Origin of the sequence: Paenibacillus sp. AN1007, from assembly GCF_040702995.1 — a bacterium.
Classification (GTDB): domain Bacteria; phylum Bacillota; class Bacilli; order Paenibacillales; family Paenibacillaceae; genus Paenibacillus.
In genome coordinates, this window is sequence record NZ_CP159992.1 from 4,600,673 (window position 1) to 4,622,466 (window position 21,794).

The 21,794-nt window shown below is 48.6% G+C and carries 19 protein-coding genes; 4 read left to right on the plus strand and 15 right to left on the minus strand.

From position 1 onward, the window contains the following. Positions 1-59 precede the first annotated feature (59 nt). The 10 genes from ABXS70_RS20770 to ABXS70_RS20815 all read right to left on the minus strand — a co-directional run bounded on the left by ABXS70_RS20770 (position 60) and on the right by ABXS70_RS20815 (position 10,428). Positions 60-830: an amino acid ABC transporter substrate-binding protein gene (locus ABXS70_RS20770; RefSeq protein WP_342554476.1), complete on the minus strand. Its 771-nt coding sequence runs from the start codon at positions 828-830 to the stop codon at positions 60-62. Between the two features lie 128 nt (positions 831-958). Then, positions 959-1,519 (minus strand): DUF4825 domain-containing protein, encoded by a 561-nt coding sequence (locus tag ABXS70_RS20775; protein WP_342554475.1) that lies wholly within the window; start codon positions 1,517-1,519, stop codon positions 959-961. Beyond that, positions 1,516-2,211 carry a permease prefix domain 1-containing protein gene (locus ABXS70_RS20780; protein ID WP_342554474.1) on the minus strand — a complete coding sequence of 232 codons (696 nt, stop codon included), beginning with the start codon at positions 2,209-2,211 and terminating at the stop codon, positions 1,516-1,518. Before ABXS70_RS20780 ends, ABXS70_RS20775 begins: the two co-directional genes overlap by 4 nt. Next, positions 2,208-2,567 (minus strand): PadR family transcriptional regulator, encoded by a 360-nt coding sequence (locus ABXS70_RS20785; protein WP_342554473.1) that lies wholly within the window; start codon positions 2,565-2,567, stop codon positions 2,208-2,210. The genes ABXS70_RS20780 and ABXS70_RS20785 overlap by 4 nt, the downstream gene beginning before the upstream one ends. Positions 2,568-3,000: 433 nt before the next feature. Then, entirely contained in the window at positions 3,001-4,506 is a 1,506-nt protein-coding gene (locus tag ABXS70_RS20790; protein ID WP_342554472.1) for an alpha-glucosidase/alpha-galactosidase, read from the minus strand. Positions 4,507-4,695: 189 nt separating this feature from the next. Further along, positions 4,696-5,460 carry a ChbG/HpnK family deacetylase gene (locus ABXS70_RS20795; protein WP_366290491.1) on the minus strand — a complete coding sequence of 255 codons (765 nt, stop codon included), beginning with the start codon at positions 5,458-5,460 and terminating at the stop codon, positions 4,696-4,698. Between the two features lie 26 nt (positions 5,461-5,486). After that, on the minus strand, positions 5,487-7,355 hold the full coding sequence (locus ABXS70_RS20800; RefSeq protein ID WP_366290494.1) for a beta-glucoside-specific PTS transporter subunit IIABC: 1,869 nt from the start codon (positions 7,353-7,355) through the stop codon (positions 5,487-5,489). A 216-nt stretch (positions 7,356-7,571) separates the two neighbouring features. Continuing rightward, a complete protein-coding gene (gene licT / locus ABXS70_RS20805) occupies positions 7,572-8,423 on the minus strand; it encodes a BglG family transcription antiterminator LicT (RefSeq protein WP_342554469.1) in 852 nt (283 codons plus the stop codon). A gap of 260 nt (positions 8,424-8,683) precedes the next feature. Next, positions 8,684-9,730, minus strand: a complete 1,047-nt coding sequence (locus tag ABXS70_RS20810) for an AraC family transcriptional regulator (RefSeq protein WP_366290498.1) — start codon at positions 9,728-9,730, stop codon at positions 8,684-8,686. Between the two features lie 80 nt (positions 9,731-9,810). Beyond that, the gene (locus ABXS70_RS20815) at positions 9,811-10,428 is read right to left on the minus strand and encodes a Type 1 glutamine amidotransferase-like domain-containing protein (RefSeq protein ID WP_342554467.1); all 618 of its coding nucleotides are present in this window, start codon (positions 10,426-10,428) and stop codon (positions 9,811-9,813) included. Positions 10,429-10,692: 264 nt separating this feature from the next. Here ABXS70_RS20815 and ABXS70_RS20820 point away from each other — a divergent pair, with 264 nt between their 5' ends. Next, positions 10,693-11,316, plus strand: a complete 624-nt coding sequence (locus ABXS70_RS20820; RefSeq protein WP_342554466.1) for a histidine phosphatase family protein — start codon at positions 10,693-10,695, stop codon at positions 11,314-11,316. Between the two features lie 121 nt (positions 11,317-11,437). Here ABXS70_RS20820 and ABXS70_RS20825 read toward each other — a convergent pair whose 3' ends face one another. Together ABXS70_RS20825 and ABXS70_RS20830 are read right to left on the minus strand one after the other, a co-directional pair. Continuing rightward, positions 11,438-13,873 (minus strand): rhamnogalacturonan lyase, encoded by a 2,436-nt coding sequence (locus ABXS70_RS20825; RefSeq protein ID WP_366290502.1) that lies wholly within the window; start codon positions 13,871-13,873, stop codon positions 11,438-11,440. A 260-nt stretch (positions 13,874-14,133) separates the two neighbouring features. Next, entirely contained in the window at positions 14,134-15,117 is a 984-nt protein-coding gene (locus ABXS70_RS20830) for a LacI family DNA-binding transcriptional regulator (protein WP_342554464.1), read from the minus strand. Between the two features lie 88 nt (positions 15,118-15,205). On the opposite strand from ABXS70_RS20830, the gene ABXS70_RS20835 reads away from it, so the two are divergent. The 3 genes from ABXS70_RS20835 to ABXS70_RS20845 are packed head-to-tail and all read left to right on the plus strand — an operon-like array spanning position 15,206 to position 16,147. Next, the gene (locus ABXS70_RS20835; RefSeq protein ID WP_366290506.1) at positions 15,206-15,832 is read left to right on the plus strand and encodes an HAD family hydrolase; all 627 of its coding nucleotides are present in this window, start codon (positions 15,206-15,208) and stop codon (positions 15,830-15,832) included. Continuing rightward, entirely contained in the window at positions 15,832-16,041 is a 210-nt protein-coding gene (locus tag ABXS70_RS20840; RefSeq protein ID WP_366296718.1) for an HAD hydrolase family protein, read from the plus strand. The genes ABXS70_RS20835 and ABXS70_RS20840 overlap by 1 nt, the downstream gene beginning before the upstream one ends. Further along, on the plus strand, positions 16,004-16,147 hold the full coding sequence (locus ABXS70_RS20845; RefSeq protein WP_366290509.1) for a hypothetical protein: 144 nt from the start codon (positions 16,004-16,006) through the stop codon (positions 16,145-16,147). Before ABXS70_RS20840 ends, ABXS70_RS20845 begins: the two co-directional genes overlap by 38 nt. 83 nt (positions 16,148-16,230) lie before the next feature. Here ABXS70_RS20845 and ABXS70_RS20850 read toward each other — a convergent pair whose 3' ends face one another. From ABXS70_RS20850 to ABXS70_RS20860, 3 genes are all read right to left on the minus strand, one after another. Further along, positions 16,231-18,663: a glycoside hydrolase family 6 protein gene (locus tag ABXS70_RS20850; protein WP_342556240.1), complete on the minus strand. Its 2,433-nt coding sequence runs from the start codon at positions 18,661-18,663 to the stop codon at positions 16,231-16,233. A 586-nt stretch (positions 18,664-19,249) separates the two neighbouring features. Further along, a complete protein-coding gene (locus tag ABXS70_RS20855) occupies positions 19,250-20,326 on the minus strand; it encodes an efflux RND transporter periplasmic adaptor subunit (protein WP_366290512.1) in 1,077 nt (358 codons plus the stop codon). An 80-nt stretch (positions 20,327-20,406) separates the two neighbouring features. Then, positions 20,407-21,774: an ABC transporter permease gene (locus ABXS70_RS20860; protein ID WP_342554461.1), complete on the minus strand. Its 1,368-nt coding sequence runs from the start codon at positions 21,772-21,774 to the stop codon at positions 20,407-20,409. Between the last annotated feature and the right edge of the window lie 20 nt (positions 21,775-21,794).

Here is a 21,794-nt window from a genome sequence, read left to right on the forward strand (position 1 = left end):
CTCCATCGTGGAATACGGGGTCATTTTGTTTTAACTCATATTTCAGGTGTCACACCAGTCTATTTCAGAACTTTATCTTCACCCAACCATTTGGTGGAGATTTTAGCTGCTGTTCCATCTGCATTAAGTTCATCCAGTGCTTTTTGCAACTGATTCAGCAGTTCTTCATTGCCTTTTTTGATCCCAATGCCATACTGCTCCGGAGCAAGGGCTTCATCCAACAGCTTGTACTTCCCCTCTTCCTTGGACATGTAATATCTCGCGACCACTTCATCAATAATGACTGCATCCAGCCGCTTCGTTTTTAAATCGGTCAGTGCAAGTACATTATCCTTAAATTCCGATGTTTTCACCTTGTCGTTCAAAGGACTTGCCGCGAGGGCGTCTGCCGCCGAGGACAGAGCCTGCAATCCTACATTTTTCCCGTTCAGTTCATCCAGCTTCGTAATTGGAGAATCGGCGAGTGTAAGTGCAACCTGACTGTTTTCCAGGTACGGCTTCGTAAAGAGCACTTTCTCTTTACGCTCATCTGTAATGGTGTACCCGTTCCAGATCATGTCGATCCGACCACTATTCAGCTCCAACTCTTTGGAAGACCAGTCGATCGGCTGGAATGATGCCTTTTTCCCCATTTTCTCAACAGCTGCACGGGCGTAATCGATGTCAAAGCCTACAATCTCATTCTGCTCATCGCGGAATCCCATCGGGGCGAATTTGTCATCGATCCCGATCACAATCGTATTCTCGTCCTTGTTAGCCGAGCTGGTACAGCCCGCCATAATGATCATACATATGCTGATAAATAATAGTAGAATCGCTCTTTTTCTCATCTTTCATACCCCTCCATGTCTATAACCAAGCCCAAACGCTTTAGTTCGTTACCACGTTATCAGAGCCTTATAATAACATAGCATGGAAGAAGAGTCGAGTATCTTGCCCATTTTCCAGTAAATCAACCCTAAGAGTTGTCAACAATTTGTGAAAATGCAGCTTGTACCTGAGCGGGTTCCACCAGTTTCTTTTGCACATCAGCATCCCAACGCTCCGGCTTTTGCAGCGCTCCAAGCTCCGTTCCCGCCCATTGCTGTGCACGGTTACGATCAAGCTCAATCTGCTTATCCTTGAATTGGTAAACTATCCGCTCCAAATTATCGATCAGCACAAAGTTCGCAACCGCATTATACACGAGGATCCGCTCCAGCTCCACGGAGTTCATCTCATCTGTATTCAGGCTGTAATTGATTTGAGCCGTGAATGTCTCTGGAAACAGCTGATAGCCGTCTAACTGCTCATGAAGAGGCAGACTTTGATTCAGATGGCTGAGATTCGAAAAATTACCCATATAGGCATTCCGGTATTTAGCCAAGGCGGTAAAATCATGGGTCAACGGACTCTTTTGCTCCGTTTCATACCGCTTCTGGTCTGCAGCAAGCTTGGGATTGATAAAACCTTCCACCACGACAAGACTAATCAATCCGATCATAAACAGGGAAATAATCAACAGATTCTTAGCTTTCATATCTCATCACCCACTTCATATTTGCTAACGTTCCGGTATGCCCGGTGTACAACCAAAGGAATCATGATACTGAGGAGCGGAACGGCAAAAGCAAACAGAAGAACAGCCAGCTGGTAAGGTCCATCCACCTGAATCGGCCGACTAAACCAGACATTGCTGCCGAATCGTAAAGCTGCCTGTGTACCCCAAATTGCTAGCACTGCAGCTGCCCACAGCCACCAGGCTCTGCGCTGCCACTGCCTTAGAAGCGGCATATGAATGCGTATCGTACTTTGCTCGTTGGAAACTTCACGCTGCCTGCTGCTCAACAAATAAAAACCATAAACAGCTCCTACAATCAAACTCACAAGCAAAAAAGTATTGTTCAGAGCAGCTCCTTCCAGCATCATTCGCATAGGAATCGTAACGATCCAGGCTGCAAGGCTGTAGATCAAAGTAGATTGCAGCAGCGCTGTCCAGTAAGGGACGCGTTTCACGCTCCGGTAGTCACTCATGAATTGTTCCATACCGTCCATATGCTGCACGGCCGTCTGAAACGCCTGTTCCTCATCCATTCCTTTCTCCAGATAATCCTCTATTCGTGCAGTAAGGTTACTGCGAATTTCTTCCTTCAATTCCTGATGTTCACGCGTATGCTGTGTACCAGCAAACAAGCTGTCCAAATGCCGGTTAATTCGTTTTTCCATTTTCATAGCTGCTCATCCCCTCGTTCACCCGACGCAATCATGCAATCGATTAATGTTTTGGCTGCATGCCAGGCTTGAACCTGCAGGTGATACACTTCATTGCCCTGGCTGGTGATCCGGTAATATTTCCGCCTTCCGCCCTGCGTCTCTTCTCCCCAATAGGACTCAACATAACCGCTCTTTTCCAGCCGTTTCAGACTGGAATACAGCGTAGGCTCTTTCAGTTCAAACTGCTCTCCGCTTTTGCGGTAGATTTCTTTAATGATGCCGTATCCGTAATTATCTTCTGGAATCAGTACACTTAATATGATGGGGTCAATATTACCTCGGATCAGATCACTATTAATTACTTGTATATCCATCGCTGTACTTCACCGACTTTCCTTCTCACATTCGTTTGTTCAATTCTGTCCTTTTACTTCCAAGTATACTATAAGACATATTACTATGTCTGTAAAGGTAATGTGTTATGTATAGTACATTGCTTCTTACTCTCTTTTACGCCTTGTTATCTATGAAAAGGAGAAAGGAGAAGACTACCCATGAACAAAACAAAAGACGAAGCAGCGCTATCGCTGTTTCGCCTTTTGTTTTCGTTCATTGTTCGTTATACGACAACGCTGTATTCCGAATCCCTGTTCAGACAGAATCATTATGCTGAACCGCCAAACATGCTAACAGGACACTGGCCGAGCTTCTTGCGAATGTCCAATAGCTGTACTGCTTTTAGCGGTAATCCAACATTTTACCTCCTCTGTCCTGCAGCTTTCTACTGTTTCTTTTTACTGTTTCTTGTTACTGCTGTATCTTCTCACGATCCTTGCCTTTGTCGGACTCACCTGCATTTTTGTTGGCGGCATCCCGATCCTGCTGCATTTCTTCCACGGTTTTCACCTTCAGACGTGCGGCACCTTCATATGCCTTGGTCGGAATAAGATTGCCCGCTGCAAGTCTTGCCTTCGCTGCCGCAATCGCCTCACCGTACTGAGGCAGCCACTGTGCTTGTGCCACCAGCATCTCGTCCACCATCTGCCAGATTTCCTTCGGATTGCAGACCGCACCAACCAGCGGGTCCATCATAAAAGCCTGCCGCAGCAGCGTGTCGTCTCCATGCACTGCCGCTTCAACCGCAAGGCGCTGTACCGAAATACTCACATTACACACCGCCGCAGGACCCAGCGGCAGATCACCCACATGAGGCATCGAGATGCCGCTGCGATCCACATAACCGGGGGCCTCGATAATGGCATCATTCGGCAGGTTGGAGATAATTCCGTTATTTACAGTGTTGAAGTGACCACGGTACACACGCCCTGTCTCCAGCCCTTCAATAATGTAAGACCCGTGCTCTTCACCACGTTTCTCCGGGATATACTGCATCGGGTCATCCTTCATCCAGTTCGGGAAATCCGTCTCAAACCAGTTCCGCCCCTCCGTGCACACACGCAGGTACCCACCTGTCTCACCGTTAATCCAGCTTCCCATATCAATCCAGTCATTGATTTCTTCAGCACGTTTGCGATACCATGGCACATATTCACTCAGATGGCCGTTAGACTCTGTACTGTAGTACCCAAACCGGCGCAGCATATCGATCCGAACCTTCTCGGTACGGCTGTACTCCGGATGCTTCTCGAAAGCTTCAAGCAAACCGCCCGTAAGGTCCCGACCTTCATGCGACGCCTGAATATACCACGTTTGATGGTTGATGCCTGCACAGATAATATCGACTTCACTCTTCTGCAGCCCGTACACTTCCGCAATCTGGTGATGTCCATGCTGCACGCCGTGACACAGACCGATCGTCCGTACACCACCGTATTGGCTGCAGGCCCATGTCAGCATCGCCATTGGATTAGAGTAGTTCAGCAGCAGCACATCCGGCGCACTCTGCTCCCGAATATCTTTGCAGATCTCCAGCATCTCGGCGATCCCGCGCTGTCCATACATAATACCGCCTGCACACAGCGTGTCCCCAACACATTGATCTACCCCGTATTTAAGCGGAATGTCCACATCGGTCGCAAAAGCTTCCAGTCCCCCGACACGAATCGTACACAGCACATACTTCGCGTCTTTCAGTGCTTCTCTCCGATTGGTTGTCGGCTGAATCTGAATCTTCAATCCGTTCTCACGTATGTCCCGCTGACACAGCTCGGTCACCATGTCCAGATTATGCTGGTTAATATCGCAAAATGCGATCTCAATATTGTTGAATTCCGGTACAGTCAGCAGGTCACGCAGCAATCCCCGTGTAAATCCAATACTTCCCGCTCCGATAAATGCCACTTTAAACGACATGTACATGTCCTCCCGTAATCCGAACCTTCCGGCTTCGGTTAATGACTTGCTCCATGTGTTCATTGTAGCAATGGAGATGCAGAGAGCGTTATCAAAATCATGACCTGTTCACGGATATATTGTCAAAAATCCTAACCTTTCTTCACAGCTCTGCACTGCTCTTGCAGCACTATACGAGGCACCCCACTGTCATAGCTGGCTGTAGCTGATCAGTGTAATGCCGTGTTCCTCTATATAATCCCGCAGCGCTGGATTCAACAATAATGCGAGGTCATGTTCACGCTCATCCACCAGAGATGAGATGCTGCGCAGTTCCTCGTCCGCATACCCCGGATGTCCGGCAATTTCAACGATGCAGTCAGTATCTTTATACTCATCCAGGATGCCGCGCAGCCACGGTTCCTGAAGAGAAGGTACAGCTGGATCACCACACAGCTTATCGGTAGACCGGATTCCAGCTTCTGCGATCTTCCCGCTCAGCTCGGGAGACAGGAGGTCGTCTCTTCTCATCGGAACGTTATACTCCCGAGCCAGTTCCATAACCAAATCCAGCATTTGTGCATCTTTAAGACTTACACCATGATGAGTGTCCAGATGATTTAACGTCAGCCCCGAATCCAGAAACGCCTCAATCTGCGCTTTCAGCTCAGCCCGGACTTCCCTGGCATCATAGGACAACGGTATTAGCCCCGGCTTCCGATAGAAGCGGCCTGACTCATCTACGATACTTTGTACAACCGAAGCCTGCAGCATAGGCGCCATGAACGTCAGATTGAGATGAACACCCATAGCCGTAATTCCTGCTTCAAGAGCCATGACACTGCTTTTTTCAAAATGTTTCGAATTCACCAGCGCTGAAGTATCTGTAATCAGCCCCTGTTTCATACCATGAATAATGCCTTCGCTTACTTTCGTAGTAATGCCAAAATCGTCTGCATTAATAATCAGCTTCATCCTACTCCGCCCCTCTTCTGTGCTAATTACGATCGAACAGACAGCAGTTTCTCCGTTACGGCAATCTTTCCTTCTGACAGCAGGGGTGTAATCGTACGGTATTGATCAGAGTTTGTCACAACAATCGGAGTTGTCAATTTGAATCCCTCGTCCTGAATACGCTGCATATCGAATTCAATCAGCACATCCCCCTGTCTGATCCGGTCACCCTGCTGCACTTTCTGGGTAAAATACTGTCCTTTTAATTTCACCGTATCGATTCCGATATGCATGAGAATTTCGACACCTTCATTGGAAGTGACTGCGATTGCATGTGCACTTTTCATCGTTACAGAAACGACGCCGTCTACCGGGGACACCAATTGACCTTTGGACGGAATAACAGCAGCTCCTTGGCCCATCGATTCTGAGGAAAATACAACGTCTTCCACTTCACGAAGGGGAATAACCGTGCCTTCAAGCGGACTTCTAATCAAGCTTTCTACCGCTCCGTTCATATCGATCGCAGCTTCATTCTGTTCCTTTTCTACCGTAGAACCTTCAGTCCCCCGCTCATTGTCCTTGCTCTCATAACCGAACAGAACAACGCACAACGCTCCACCTGCAATCGCTGTTAATATACCAATAATGTAGAACAGCACCGGACTCTGGGCGGGCAGCGTAAACACATTGAGGAAGAAGTTGAACACAATCAGCTTCACCCCGAGATATCCTATAACTCCACCGCCGATGGCGCCCGCTGCGACGAGATAAATGAGTGTTTTGCGATAACGCAGAATAATACCGTACAGAATAGGTTCGGTAACCCCCGACAAAATCGCGGACAGGAATGCGGAACCACTTAATGCTTTGAGATCTTTATCCTTCGTTTTCAGGAATACACCGAGACCAATCCCCATTGAAGCCGCAACCGAGGCTGCCGCAAGTGGAACGATCAGATCTCCACCCGCACTCAAATTGTTCATAATAATGGGCACCGTCGCCCAATGTAACCCAAGCAGCACCAGGAAAGACCACGTACCCCCAAGAATAATTCCAGCGATAACCGAATTACTGTTGATCAGGAAATTAACAAGATCCCCCACCCATTGGCCCACATACTGCCCGAATGGACCAATCAGCATTGCCGTCAGCGGTACCATGATGACAAGGGATAGAAAAGGCACCGCGAACAGCTGTACATTTTTGTGCATGATTTTTTTCAGGAATTTCTCCAACACCGCATATATGCTGACCGCAATGAACATCGGAAACACCGATGAAGCATAGTTCATTAACGATACAGGAATGCCGAGAAAATGGGTCGTACCTCCTGCTGCTGTCAGCGCCGTAAAATTAGGCTCCATTAATGCAGCTCCGATCGCTGCAGCCACATAAGAGTTCACATTCAAAACTTTAGCAATCGTGATCCCGAGCAGAATGGGCAGGAAATAAAAGATCGAGTTGCCCGCCGCAGCCAATATAGCATATGTTCCACTGTCTACAGCAATCCAGCCTGCTCGCTCAAGAACAATAAGCAGCGCCTTGACCAGACCGGCCCCGGCAAATACAGGGATTAGAGGCGTCAAACTGCCTGATATCAAGCCAAAGATGGCTGAACGAATTCCCTTCTTTTCTTTGGCTGCGCCCTCACCAGACCCCGCTCCATCGAATTCTCCTTCGGCAGCGATATGTTTGTATACCTCAGAAACGTCATTGCCCACAACGACCTGAAATTGACCGCCGCTCTCAACCACCTTCAATATGCCTGCTGTGTTCTCCAACGTGTTTGCATCCGCTTTACGATTATCGTTTAAGACAAATCTTAAACGGGTAGCGCAGTGAGTCAGCGATTGAATATTGTCCCTTCCTCCAACGTGGTCTACAATGCGCTCAGCCAATTTGTGATGATCCATGCTGTTCCCCCCATACTTTTGTGTAATTACTCCAATTCAGACTTCCGCTATATTAGCTGTGATAAAAATAAAAACCTGAACTGAAGCTCGTCTACTGACCTTAAGTCAATACACCAGCCTCAGTTCAGGTTTCGCCTGCCGAACAGTCACAATCCCTAGATCTATTCTCTTTCTTGTTCATTCCTCATTTGTCTGTCAGGGTTTCATCGCTGTTCTTCATTCTTCCGTCAGCTCATGCTCCCGGTGGGTGACCCGATGAATATGGATCATGAAATAAACCATTTCCTCATTCGTTGTTTTCTTTTCGTAATTAATCTTCAGGTAATTCCTAATCTTTTTGGCACATGCATACGATTCAGGGTACTTGTCCTTCACATGATCGTACAAAGAATCCCTCTCCTCGGGAATCAGCTCATCATGTAAAATCCTGTATGCAAAATACCGCAGATGTGTAAGAAAACGACTGTAATTAATCGAACTTTCATCCAGTTTAATTCCAAAATGATATTTCACGATGTTTGCCAGATCGTTAACAATCTTTGTCATCTGATAGGTTTGCTTCATATCCTGTCCACGCTGCTGCGCATTAACAAAATGAAGGGCAATGGAACCAGCCTCATCCTCCGGCAGCCTCACACCTGTTTTCTGTTCAACAATGTTCAGGGCGTTCAGAGCGACCTCGTATTCGGAAGCATAAAATTTTTTGATCTCCCACAGCAGGGCATTTTTTACGATGATGCCTTCAGGAAATCTTCTGATCGCAAAGCTGATGTGATCTGTCAGGGTAATGTAGATGTTGTCACTGAATTTAAGAGCAAGCTGCTGTTCGGCATATTCAATAATTTCATTGGACAGCTCCAGATGTTCTGTTGGAATTTCGCCAATCAGACCCATCAGTTTGTCAGACGTCGCTTTCTCGACCACAAACTTCTTCTCCACCTGAGAGAAGTCAATGTCGTCTTGGTTATGTTTGTTGTATCCTATCCCTTTTCCCATCACAATCATTTCGTCCCCGTTGTCGTCGGTCAGTAAAATCACATTGTTGTTAAATATTTTTCTAATCTTCATCTGCATCACCCCCGTCTCATCATTTTTTTGTCTCGGTACTACTCCATAAAAAAAACCTAAATTGAAGCAGCAGCATGTACAGCTCATGTCTACTACGAACAATTTAGGTATCGCCTGCCGAACAGTCACAATCCTGAATATATGATTATCATAACCTTAACTTATAAATGAATCGTTACTCTGAACACAGAATAGCATGAATACCCTTTCGATTCAACACTTACTTTCTGTCAGGCTTTATGTTAAATGAACTGCCGCTTTTATTCCAATTCCTCCGGGTACCTCCATTGTGTCCGCTCGATCGAACCTCGGAATTGAACAGGTGTCATCCCGGTGTACTTCTTGAACAACATATGAAAATACTGCCGGCTTCCCACACCAACGTAGTCCGAAATTTCGGAGATCGGGATATCGGTTTGCTGCAGCAGCATCTTCGCTTTTTCCATCCGCAGCATCGTCAGGTAATCGGTCGGAGTCCGCTGGGTGTAGTTACGGAAAAGGCGGTGCAGATAACCGGGGTGCAGATTAACCGCGGCGGCTATATGCTTCATCTGAATACTGCGATCCATATTCTGATACATGAATTCAACTGCCCGTTTCACATACACTTCTGTCTGGTCCAGCATGCTTCGCTCCATTTCTCCCCGCAGTCTTGCCATGCGAACGAGCAGTTGAATAAATAGAGTCCGCACCAGTGTTCCCTGATCGGGAGTTGTCAGGTTTCGAGCCTCACGATGAAGCGTGCGCTCGTGCGGGGGAATAACACCCGGATTTACAGCAGCGGGAATGTCCGTTTCCTTCTGCTTCTCTCCCTTTCGCCGTTCCATCATCCCGCGCTGATCCAGTTCCAGCACCAGGCTTTTCATTGTGTAATACACCTCTTCCGGGTCAGGCAGTACGAGATAAGGAGCGGTATGGGTCAGAAAAGTATGCACTGCTTCTTCCTCCAGTGCAAGCCGTCTGATGGAAGGTTGTCCGGGTGCAGCAGGGGTAAATCCAAACTCGACATTCAGCATCCGGCACGGCACGCCGTCCTGCACCAGCAGTCGATGGGGAACGCCTGCATCCAGCAGGATAAACTGCCCTTTTTTCAACACGGCCTGTTCCGAACTTCCATCAGCCATCATCACATCTACCCGGCATATCCCTGAAATGATGTACATAATTTCCGTAGAATTATGGGTGTGATAGGACATCTGATAGTCATCCCACTGCTTGTAATAGTACGCGAAAAATTGCGGCCCCCAGTCTTCTGTTCGAAGTGGTTCTCGAAAAAGACTTCCTGAAAAGGATTCGGTTCGATTCATCCCCTCCTGACTCCTCCCTTCATGCGCAGTAATGGAAAACGGTGCCGGGATTCCCTTCCTTATAATTCAGGAAATTGACGTTAAATACCAACGATCCGGTGCTGCTCTCCATCCACAACAATAACCTGGGAGTTCGTAATCGGGACAAGAGGCAGTGCAGACTCATAGGCTGCAATGACTTGTGCCGCCGATTCGACAAACGGGAAACAGCCTACATGCGGAACAGGATAAAAATCAATGGCATGCAGTCCTTCATAACTGGATAAATCCGGTGCTGCAGCACAATCATCCATGGCCTTTACATATGCAATATCGGGGGCAAGTACAATGGAACCCGCCGACTCTCCTATATATATTTTCCCCTCCCGAATATGAGCTTGAATCCACTGTTCTGCTCCGCTTCTACGAAGTTCCTGCAGCAGAAAAAACGTATTCCCGCCTGATACGTAGATCAGATCACTTCGCTGCAGCTTGTCTGCTGTTTCTTCAACCGATGCAGTGGATACTTCCAGCTCTTCTACGATAAGCCCACGCTTCTCAAGGGCCTGTCTGCCTGCATGTACATAAGCATCGTATGGCTCATGAACAGCAGCTGTCGGGATAAAGGTCACCGTTCTCCCGGATAACTCCTCTTCCAATGTGTCTAACAAACCTGCAGTCTCTTCAAAGGAAGCGGATAAAAACAATTTTTTCATCATGATAGACCTCCGTGCTCTACTGTATTGAATTTCATCATATGAATTCATTATATACCTTACAAAACGTTTTAAATATGATTCCATTGAATCATCCGCTGGCCGCCTTTGAATAGTTGATCGATTGGAAATTATTGAATTGGGATCGGAGTCCATTTACACTGTTTATATCTAATGAAAGATGGGAAGTTCTCTCCAAGCATCTGCTGGGTCCTGATATCATTAATCGTTTCTTCCTAAAATACAGTAAGAAGGAGATTTCATACGATGAGTACAACCTTTTATCTGGTGAGGCATGGTATCAAAAAAAGGGATATCGGGGACGTACCGCTTACCCCGGAAGGCAGCCGACAAGCCGAATTAACCGCCCGGCACTTTGCAAGCGCTTCATATGATATCCACCGCATTGTAGCGAGTCCTCTTCGCAGAGCACAAGAAACCGCTCAGGCTATCGCTTCCCTCACCCAATCCGATGTAACGGAAGATGCACGCCTGCGGGAGCGCGCGAATTGGGGCGATGTTCCTGAGCAGACCTTTGAACAATTTGTTGACTTGTGGAACCAGTGTACAGCAGACCCCGAGTTCGTTCCCCCCGTCGGCGATTCGGCCAAGCAGGCAGGGACACGACTGGCGTCCTTGCTCAATGAGCTGGCGGCACAGGAGCCGCCCGGAAGTCATATTGTTTTGGCAACACACGGCGGGCTGATTACCGATTTTCTGGTGCAAACCTTCTCCGAGGAAGAGTTAAACCGTTGGCACCCTAATTTTCTGGTGATGCAGAATCGTCTTGTTCCCGAATGTTCGATCACCAAACTGATCTATCACGATGGTCAATATACGCTGGAATCTTTCGCTTCTGCGGCTCACTTAACCGAAAATAACGAAAAGTAATATCCAGCCATCAGATCAAAAAAAGCTCTGGAATGTCCCTGAGTTATCATTACACAGGATAGAATTCCAGAGCTTTTCCGGCTGCTGCGATTGTCATTTGCCTTCAATTCACCTAAGCTGCTTACTTATCCCCCTTGCCTTTTCCCGGGGTATAGAAGTTCGGCAGCGTCACCTTTGACCAATCGATATCGGATGCCATGTAGAAGGACGGGTAGGATGGCTGATTATAGCCGCTGTTCTGTCCGGCAATGCCCACGCGGTACATCGCATCATGCATCAGCGTGTACAGCTTGCGATCCGTCTTTTCGGTGCTTAGATAGATACGTATAGCAGAACTGTCGGCCGTGCGCACAAGCATCTCTTCACGCCAGTCACCGAATATATCTGCGACCAGCGAAGGTGTACCTTTGGTATGGTTATTGGTTAAGGTTCCCGCTGCGGTCAGCAGCGTGCCGCGTTTCCAATCCTTGATTGTAGGCGTAACATCGATGGCACCGTCCACAATCTGGGTGGTCATGTCTGCAGCCCAGCGAATGCTCATATTGGTTCCGGGCGCCTGATCACTTATTTTTTCACCCTGTGCTGTCCATAATCCGACAGCCCATGTCTCCAGCCCGCGCCGGGTTGGATCAACATCCCCGACCATGCCGCGACCGGTATCTTTGCCCGTATACCCGCCATAGATCACTTCTCCGGTTTTCGCATCACGCAGGGAGTATCCGTACGGTGCCCAAGGTCCACCCTCATGCACCATGAATATTTCCAGCCCCGGGCGATCCGGGTCGATGTCTGCGACATGCAGCGCATCACCGTGTCCGAGACGGGCCGTGGTCCCCGGTGCAGCACTTTCAGGCGGCATGACATCGGTGGAGCTGTACAGCACACTGCCATCATGGTCAATCGTGGCCGAACCATAGATAATCTCCTGTTTGCCGTCCCCATCCACATCAGCCACACTGAAATAGTGTGCTCCCTGCGTCGTAATGGAGCCGTACCGCGGATCTGTTCCATCTACACCATGCGGCCCGTCATTAAACGGGTTCTTCATCGGTGTCCAGCCGCTGTCTACCATCCACTCTTTTTTCAGTTTCCTGCCATCCCAATTGTAGGCAGCCATGGTGGAGCGAGTGTAATATCCACGCGCAAAAATCGCAGACGGTTTTCTGCCATCCAGATAGGCAGCTCCCGCCAGGAAACGGTCCACCCGGTTGGCCGGTTCAATGCGCGCCATCGCATAATCACCCCACATCAGGCCGTCATCATGGCGTCCCGGTTCATACGGGACGGTTTGTAATTCTTTTCCCGACTTCCCTTCAAATACGGTAATATACTCCGGCCCATCGACAATAAATCCTTCGAACTTGCGCAGTTCATTGCGAGCGCTCCGCTGCGGTGCGTACACATCCATGAAATAGTCGGCCAGACTTTCCGCATCCTGCCGGGATAACGGATAGCTGTACTTTTTCTCCATACCAAACGCTTCTTCCAGCGTCGCAGGCCAGTTTCCTTTGACTACCTCTTCGTGTTTATGCCAGTTTCGGAACATCTCGACAACATGATCATAGTACCCCTCAGCACTCAGGCGATAGTCATCCTCATTTGTAACCCCAGCTTTACGATCTTCCTTCGGCAGTGTGATGTACTTCTGTGAAGTTGGTTTTCCCTTTTTGTTGTATTTAATAATTTGTGTGCCCGGAGCAGTTTTGAACATCAGTTCGGCCTTACCATCTCCGTCAAAATCATAAACAAGCATCTGCGTATAATGCGCACCCGAACGAATGTTAACTCCCAGATCAATCCGGTACAGCAGCTGTCCGTCCAGCGTGTAACAGTCTACGTAGGTGTTTCCGGTATAACCTTTTTGCGATACGTCCTTGGCGTTGGACGGCTCCCATTTGACAAAAAACTCGTACTGTCCATCTCCATCCACATCGCCGACACTCATGTCATTGGCGCTGTAGGTGTAAGCTTCACCTGCTGGTGTTACACCATCAGCCGGCTTTTGCAGTGGAATATCAACATACCCGTTCGCCCAAGGTTTGACGGATGCGCTGCGTTTGCTTTCTTTCCCCTTGCTGTTCACCGCAGCAACTTCATAACGAGAAGAAGTATTGCCCGTGCTGTCGACATAGTTGGTGCTGTCTGTAACTGCTGCAATCTTTATGCCATCCCGATAAACATTGAAATCCGTACCTGTTAGCCCCTTGTCGCTGTACCCTGTCGCCTCGTCGCCAAGTAATCTCCAGCTTAGAAAAACGCCTTCGGACGTCGAAGCCGCCACCAGCCCTCGATCCAGCTTCTCCAGCTGTATGCCTTTCCCACGGCTGCCACCTTTGTCTTTGGCATTCATGTCTGCCTCCAAGGCACCACCTCCCTGAAATTGTGAAGTATCCGCTCCGGTGATCCCGGCGGTTCCACCAAGGACCAAAGCCAAACTGAGTGCAGATGAGAGCACTTTGGCTGCAAGGGGTAATCGTGAGCCGCTTATCCTTCTTTTTCTGGAATACTGCCCACTAATGCTCCCTGCATCTACCGGCGTAGTTGTTTTCACATTCATCCAGCTTCACGCTCCTTCAGCATAATGTTTGCGCTTACATAAATGAAAAGAGAAACCTTGATCTGCAGGCGGCTCTGGCCGTTCTTCTTTTCATCCTCTTCGATCCACACTATGCGATCTATCCTGTTCGAATGAAATGCAGAACAAACTTTACCGCCTACCCGGTACTATTATAGACATCCTTATCTCCTGACCATAGGCAAATATCCGTCTAAAATAATTAATATTCAGTGTATCTGCTCAGCTGGGAAATCACGATATTACCCTGACCCACGAATAATCAGCGAAGTTTGGTATGTACGCAGCACAGGAGCAGACCGCATGCCTTCCAGACGTTGAATCAGACATTCGGTGACATCTCTTACCATCTCCGGAATCCGGTTGGGTAATGTGGTCAGTTCCGGAGTGGTCATCAGACTTACTGGATGATTATCGAAGCCGATTACAGATACCTGCTCAGGGATCAAAACTCCGTATTTCTGCGCTGCCTTCAGCAATCCTGCAGCTGCGTAATCACTGCCTGTTATGATACCGTCCGGCCATGATGCCGCAGTGAATATACGTTCACCCCACGCATACCCATCCTGCATTGTAATCAGTCCTGAATGACACTGTGAACGTAAGCATACCTTGCCAGATTCTTGATGGGCCTGCTGGAATCCAGCCCACCTTTTCTGCTGCAGTGGCGTCTCATGATCCATTCCGAAAAGCAGCTGCTCCCGCCCTCTGGAGAGCAGGTAGGACGCTGCTTGGTACACTGCATCCTGCTCATCCAGCCGGAAGACATCCAGAAACTCTCCCTCCATAGCTTCATTGCAGATGATGCCAACGCCTGTGCCTATACATTCTTTAATCTCTTTCTCCGTGTAATTTGAATGCGCAATAATGACGGCATCCATCTCACGGCGCAGCAGGCGTTCGTAGACTTCCTTTTCCAGCGTTCGTGAGAACTCCGTTTGATAAATCACAACCCGATATGCTCTTGAACCCAAAGAACGACTGAGCTCACTAACAAGCTGACTGAAAAAAGGATGCTCCACATCCGGGACAATGACCCCGATATGACGACTTTCCTGAAGGCGAAGCTGTACTCCATGTGTGTTCCGAACATATCCAAGCTTCTGAACGGCTTCCTTCACCTTCGCCCTGCTTTCATCAGACACATGTGGATGATTGTTCAATACCCGGGATACGGTGGATTTGGACAGACCGCTTGCACGGGAGATATCAATAATGGTTGGCAACAAAAAACACCTCGTCATAAAGAATTGACCTGGGAACGTTCCCAGCTTCTAAGATACAAGTAACTAAACTTAGGAGGTATTACACCGCTTGGATACAATACACATTCCGGTTAAAACCCAGTATCTGATCCTGTTTGATTTTGACGAAACCTACTTCCCTCATGAATGTCTGCCAGAACAGCTGGAGAGGGTATATGAACTCGAACGTTATATGAATAAGCTGACCTTCAGTCATCAAGTAAAAACGGCCTGGATTACCGGCAGCAGCATGAAACAGATTCAGCTCAAAATGAAAATGGCAGGCATGACACAGCTTCCTCATTATATCGCCAGCAATCTGGGAACAGATCTATGGGAACTGTGTTCCGATGGGACATGGACCGCTATCCCTTCCTGGCAAAAGAAAATCCAACGCTCGGGCTTTTCCCGTGGAGACGTCGAGGACCTTATCGCCGAATTGAAGCATACCTACAATATTGTTCTTCATGAACAGACGCAGTTTGGCCAATCGGGATACAAAATGAACTATTACTATTATGAAGCATCCTCAGTTAAAACCCAATATGATCTGTCAGTGATCAAACACTTGGCTTCCTGCGCCGGTATTGGAATCAATATCAATCAATGCAACCCCAAGGCTGGCGATCCGGAAGATGCTTACGATGTTGATTTTATCCCGCTTGGAACGGGAAAAAAGCTGCGCTTCAGTTTCTGATCGAGTATACTCAGGTTCCTCTATCGAATACACTCGCTTTTGGTGACAGCGGAAATGATATTGAGATGCTGCAGACGGCTGCTCACGGATATCTTCTCCAGAATGCTACAGCCGAAGCCAAAGCCTATCATAAATCTATTGCACCCTATCCCTATGCCGAAGGAATTTTGCATGTATGCCGACAACTCTTCGAAGCACAGCACCTCTAAGAAGCAGTACCTGTCAGCTGTGATCGACCTGCAAACGTTCCAGGGCAGCTCTACAACCCAAATACCGCCGCTTTCCCTGACGGGAAAGGGCGGTATTCAGGTTTGAACAGCGAATTGTTAAGCCTCGGCTGCTTAATCTTGACCTGTTCAATCATCGCTAGGAACAAGAAGTACTACAGCCAGACAGCATTACGGCTCAATTCCCCATACGAGATTGCCGTCTTGGTAGAGCGTAACTTTGTCCCAATCCGCATAAGACGTTTTGGTTGGATCATAGGAATAGTCATCACTCTCGTCAAAGTTCGACCAGTCCGTTTTGAACATGCGAAGCTGAATATCACCGGATTGTCCGCCAGCAGCAATGCTTCCGGCGCCGGAGGTGAAGCTCAGCTCAACATATCCCTCTCCGAAGGTACGTTCAATGTTAGCCGCACCAACTACAGCATAGTCAATAGCGGAATCCATTGCCGCTGTGCCTTCTTTGGTGAAGTAATAACGGAGTTTCAAGTCACTCAGTTCTACTGCAGTACTGCCCAGATTTTTGATGTTGAACAAAGGTCTGATCTGGTTATCCAATGCATTGGTATCTCCTACACGATACTGCACCACCAGATCACTTGTCGGTACGACCACACCACCTGCTGGTGTTGCAGAAGCGACAGCAGAATTTGCACTTTGTCCCGCTGCATTCACCGCACTTACCACGTAATAATAGGTTGTGCCATTCGTCAGATCAGTGTTGGTATACGACGCTGCTGTTACATTGGAAGCAATCGTTGTGAATGGACCTGCAGCAGTCAGCGCACGTTTCACGTTATAGCTGGTCGCACCTGCGGAAGCTGTCCAGGACAGGCTCACCTGTGCGTTTCCAGCGGTTGCAGTCAGAGCCGTTGGTGCCGCAGGAGCTGTTACAGCTGCCGCTGGCGTTGCCATTGCAGCTGCCGAATTGACGCTTTCGCCTGCCGCATTGCTTGCTGTCACTACATAATAGTACGTTGTGCCGTTGGTCAGACCTGTATTGGTGTATGTTGTTCCGCTGACATTCGCAGCAACCGTCACAAACGGTCCGGATGCGCTGAGCGCACGTTTCACGCTGTAACTCGTCGCACCTGCGGAAGCCGACCATGTTAAGGTCACTTGAGCATTGCCCGCGGCGGCTGTTACGGAAGCAGGTGCTGCCGGAGCTGTGTTTCCGCCCGGAGGATTGCCTCCGCTGCTCTCTGGCAGTACTGGGAAGGAGTTCTTCACCAGCTGCACAAATTGTTCATGGAACCAGTGGCCTGATACCGGCGCGTTAGGCATTGCACCTGTCAGCACTCCATCCTTCGTTGTATACGTTGGATCACACATCCGGTCGAAGCCTTTGCCTTCATTGTTCGGAATTTCAGAACTGGAGCCATCCGATTCACCTGGAGGTTTTACCCATACATAGGCATCCAGATGTGCAGGTCCTGGAGCTGCCTTTGGCGCTTCTCCGATCCCAGCTCCGCTTGCATTACACCAGTTGCCCCGGTGCTCCCGTCGATCCACACGACCGGAATTGACGTAATCATTGATGTTGCTGCCCACAGCTGCAGCGGGACGATTCTCCCCGCCCCATCCGTTACGACTTGTATCAATCAGGAAACCGGTGCTCGCCGGCCATCCTGCTTGTACAAAATCCGCATACAGCTTCGCTGTGAAATCGGTTTCGTCAAAATACGGATTCCATTCATAGAACTTCGCGGAACGAATTGGTTGTCCACCAATGTTCAAGTCAGGATTCGAAAGGTTCGGTTCAGCCAGCGGTGTTGTGTTGGCTGTATTAGTAATGAAGCCATCCGCACTGCTCAGTCCACCGAGCGTATCGCCTACCACATCGGTATAGAGCGCTACTGCTTCAGTTCGGTTGTTATCCCATCCGAGCCAGCCCGAGTGACCGATATCGAGATAGTTGTACACATTAGGAATCGCATGCAGCTTGTCCAAAGCATATTTTACCCCAGCCTCATAAATGCCTGTTGACGCCGCTTGACCACAAGCAGGTGTGCTGAGGTTGGTTACCAGGTTCGGCAGACTGTCCGGTTCAATAATGGCAATGATACGGATATCCTGATATTTCGGATCGGCGAAAATATCTGCGATCACGTCAATGTAATCCGTTTTATACGTCTGCAAAGCCGCCTGGGTTAAAGGAAGCTCTCCGTTCGACGCAAGGGCATGACAGTCCCGGCCCGGCAGGTTATAGATAACAAAGGACGCCGTAATAGGTACGCCCGGCTTCTTCTGAGCGAGCACTGCGTCCAGATGTTCCTCTACGCTCTTGCGGCCAGCATTATCTGCCCCGCCGTAGATCGCTGCAATACGGTCAATCCATACCGCTGTAGGATAGGATTTCACCGTTTCCATCTTGGCCTTCAGCGAAGCATCATTGGTAAGTGCAATAGAGGTATCCACTAGTGCAGAATAGTCCTCATTGAGATATGCCGTCGCACCGACAAAAGGATTATTCACATGCGCCTCAGCCGCCTGAGCCACGCCTGAAGACATGCCCGGGAAGATTCCTGCTGCAAGCAGCGCAGCTGCCATCATGTGTTTTACACCTTTGTGCAGTATCTTCCGGCCTCTTGATTTTGTTTTCATTGTTTTCTTCATAGTTCCACCTTTCCCTTAGATCGATTGGATTGAACTTATGTCTGCTGTTCCTCTGTGTATAAGCAGGATGCATGGCACAAAGTGCATGAGAGTGAGTAGTGTTTCGATCGCCTCCATCATCGATAAAATGAGGTTAAGCAAAATAAACGTCGGGTGTATTCGGGTAGAGATGCTTTGTGAGTGTGTGTGAGGGGTCAAATCCATGAGAGTATACCGCGGTAGTCCAGCTGATCCATATCCTGGGACGATTCGGTTGAAGAACAGAGAAGTTGGAATGCATAACCGTAAATCTCGTAAGCGCTTACCTTTTGAACTTTTAGAAAAGGCTTCAACCTTTGATGACTGCCTGTTCACCTCCTTATAGTGTGATTATACGACATGTAAATATTACTGTAAATTGAATTATATAAATTTAATTATATTTTTTTCCACATAAAAAGGAGGATTTCTCTTCTCCACCGTCCCCAAAGCGAAAAGGCCCATTACGGCATGCCTCCCCCGCAATGAACCTTTTACAAGTCAGGTCGACTATTTACCCAATTCTGGCTTTTGGCTGACATCCCCAGCCTCAACTTTATTGAATAACAACAACATCTCCCGGCTTCAAACCGCTGATCACCTCCGTTTTATCCCCTGACTCCATTCCGGTTTTAATCGAAACCTGCTCCAACTTTCCGTTTCCTTTATCCAGCAGCACATAAGGGTCCGGCTGATCTCGCATAATGGCAAGGCTGGATACGGCAGTCACCTTGTCTTTGCGCATCGTTTCAATATCTCCCTCAAGGCTGACACCACCATACATACGGGCATCCGGCTTCAGATCAATGACAACATCGAACTGTGAAGCTTGTTTCAGATCGGTATCCGAGCTTTTTCGGGCAAATTTGGACACTTTGCTTACGGTTCCGGTAAATTTCAAGTCCTTCTGTGCACTCATTCGCACCTGTACCGGCATGCCTGCCTTAAGCCTGAACATCTCTTCTTCACCCACAATGGTCATGAATTTCATTTTGCCAGTATTCGTAATTGAGCCGATCAGCTGCCCTTCCGTAACTGCCCGTGTTTTGCTCTCTTGATCGTTCAACTGAAAAATACCTGTGGCTGCCGCATACACCACCGCCCTGCTCATCACGTCCTGTTTCTTGCGTATTTCCTGCTCTTTAAGAACCAGGGCTTTCTGGTTCAATTCATTCGCGAGACGTTTGCTCTCCCGATCTGCAAAAGCTTTTTTGCGTTCCTCCTCCGTCACACCTAACGTTTCGGTCATGCCGGCCTGATTGATGCTGATCTGATTCATCTCCACATCTAACCGGGCTTTGTCCAGATCACTCTGCATCTGACTGACCTCTGTCTGCAGTGCTGAGGTATCCAGCGTGAACAGAACATCTCCCTTTTTCACCTGCTCCCCGTTCTTGACATGCCACTGCTTGATGTTGGAAGTATACGGAGCAAATACGTCCGTCTGCTCGGTATACACCGATTTACCCTTGACCTGTATCGTTTGCGTCATTGTTTCCTGTGTCACATCAAAGGTAATCGGTGGTGGTGCTTCGACAGGCGCTTCGGGCTGGGGTTTGTATTTCTCGTACACCCAATATCCCGCACCTGCCATAAGTACAATGGTAATGATGATGCTGATCCATTTCTTCATGCGTTATATTCCCTTTCACTGATAAGTTTGAGTCTTGAAAATAGTTCCCGGATTCCGCTCGTACTTCTCTCGCCGAGCGATCACATCGATTTAATGACACTCAGCGCGTTAGTTCGGGATGCACTAATTGCTGGATAAATACCCGATACCACACCGACAAGTACGGCAAAAACAATCCCCATCGGCAGTGCCGACTGCTGAATAACCACCGTCATCGGTCCACCCGCCTGATCAGCCATCTGACTCGCGAGCAGCTGGTTCACCCCTCCAAGCGCAGCAAACGCAATGCCTACACCCGCCACGCCACCAATGAATCCCAGCATGGCTGCCTCCGCTATAAACATCTGACGGATCTGCCACAGGTTGGCACCAAGCACCTTCATAACGCCAATCTGCTTGCGCCGCTGATGAGTAGACATGATCATTGCTACAATAATAGACAGCGAAGCCAGAACCATAATGAAACCGCCAATGCCGATGGCTGCTTTCTGATACATCGCAAGCTGTCCAGCCATAGCCTCTTCCTGAAAGAGATTGCTTTGTGTGTTTAACGTCAGCTTCTTGATCTGCTCCTCAACCTGGGCGACATGCCGCTTGTTATCCACTTTCACCAAAGCCGAATTAAGACGTTTAAGCGCCGGGCTGTCCGTCTGCTGCAGTCCCAGCTCATCCTGCAGGGCACGTGCCGTATCGAGCGGCACATATACTTTTTTGTCATTCTGTGCGCTCATATCATCCATATTGGATGGTTTGACCAGTTCACCCGATACACGTATCGTGCCGCTCATCTTGGTCTTTCTGCCATTCATAAAGTCCTCATACCTAAATTGAACACGCTGCTGCATCAGTTGATCCTGTTTCATCATCATCTCATTGTACTGCTGCAGAAGATCATTGTTATAAGGATCGGAATTCAACTGCTCAAACAGCTTCTGGGTCACTTTGGCATCAATAAAACCATAGGTCGCTCCATAGTTCACTACGGCAGTTCGTCCATTTTCAGCCCCGCTGCCTTGTGAAAACTTGTATCCGAAACCGCCCAGTGTCCCCATTTCCGTTCCGATGACTTCCACATAGGAGCTGCGTCCATCGGGAAGCACCATATCCAGTGCATCCAGCTTTAACATCGGAGCTACAGCAGTGACATGCGGAAGCCGCTGTATAATTCGAATTTTCTCCATGGTCAGCGCGCCGCGTTCAAACTTGCTTTTCGTTCCTCCGCTGCCATTCCCCGTTTTGATCCCCTCGTTCGGACTAATCGTAATTTCGTCCATCTTGTAGTTATCGTTCAACGTTTTCTCGCTGTATGTCTGCACCGACTGACCCACACTCAGGGCAATAATCATCGCTGCCGATCCAATCGACAAGCCGATCATACAGAGCAATGTGACCACTTTGCGCCGGATGATCTGCCCCCAGGCCATGCGCACTACGTCCCGTATTCTCACTGTTCCTCTCCTTTTGCCTT

Excerpts from the sequence above, each read along its gene's own strand:
- ABXS70_RS20815 (WP_342554467.1), bottom strand. The coding sequence starts at position 10,428 with ATGATGAAAAAATTGTTTTTATCCGCTTCCTTTGAAGAGACTGCAGGT.
- ABXS70_RS20775 (WP_342554475.1), bottom strand. The coding sequence starts at position 1,519 with ATGAAAGCTAAGAATCTGTTGATTATTTCCCTGTTTATGATCGGATTG.
- licT (WP_342554469.1), bottom strand. The coding sequence starts at position 8,423 with ATGAAGATTAGAAAAATATTTAACAACAATGTGATTTTACTGACCGAC.
- ABXS70_RS20855 (WP_366290512.1), bottom strand. The coding sequence starts at position 20,326 with ATGAAGAAATGGATCAGCATCATCATTACCATTGTACTTATGGCAGGT.
- ABXS70_RS20780 (WP_342554474.1), bottom strand. The coding sequence starts at position 2,211 with ATGAAAATGGAAAAACGAATTAACCGGCATTTGGACAGCTTGTTTGCT.
- ABXS70_RS20790 (WP_342554472.1), bottom strand. The coding sequence starts at position 4,506 with ATGTCGTTTAAAGTGGCATTTATCGGAGCGGGAAGTATTGGATTTACA.
- ABXS70_RS20785 (WP_342554473.1), bottom strand. The coding sequence starts at position 2,567 with ATGGATATACAAGTAATTAATAGTGATCTGATCCGAGGTAATATTGAC.
- ABXS70_RS20845 (WP_366290509.1), top strand. The coding sequence starts at position 16,004 with ATGTATGCCGACAACTCTTCGAAGCACAGCACCTCTAAGAAGCAGTAC.
- ABXS70_RS20810 (WP_366290498.1), bottom strand. The coding sequence starts at position 9,730 with ATGAATCGAACCGAATCCTTTTCAGGAAGTCTTTTTCGAGAACCACTT.
- ABXS70_RS20820 (WP_342554466.1), top strand. The coding sequence starts at position 10,693 with ATGAGTACAACCTTTTATCTGGTGAGGCATGGTATCAAAAAAAGGGAT.
- ABXS70_RS20850 (WP_342556240.1), bottom strand. The coding sequence starts at position 18,663 with ATGAAAACAAAATCAAGAGGCCGGAAGATACTGCACAAAGGTGTAAAA.
- ABXS70_RS20770 (WP_342554476.1), bottom strand. The coding sequence starts at position 830 with ATGAGAAAAAGAGCGATTCTACTATTATTTATCAGCATATGTATGATC.
- ABXS70_RS20795 (WP_366290491.1), bottom strand. The coding sequence starts at position 5,460 with ATGAAGCTGATTATTAATGCAGACGATTTTGGCATTACTACGAAAGTA.
- ABXS70_RS20800 (WP_366290494.1), bottom strand. The coding sequence starts at position 7,355 with ATGGATCATCACAAATTGGCTGAGCGCATTGTAGACCACGTTGGAGGA.
- ABXS70_RS20825 (WP_366290502.1), bottom strand. The coding sequence starts at position 13,873 with ATGAATGTGAAAACAACTACGCCGGTAGATGCAGGGAGCATTAGTGGG.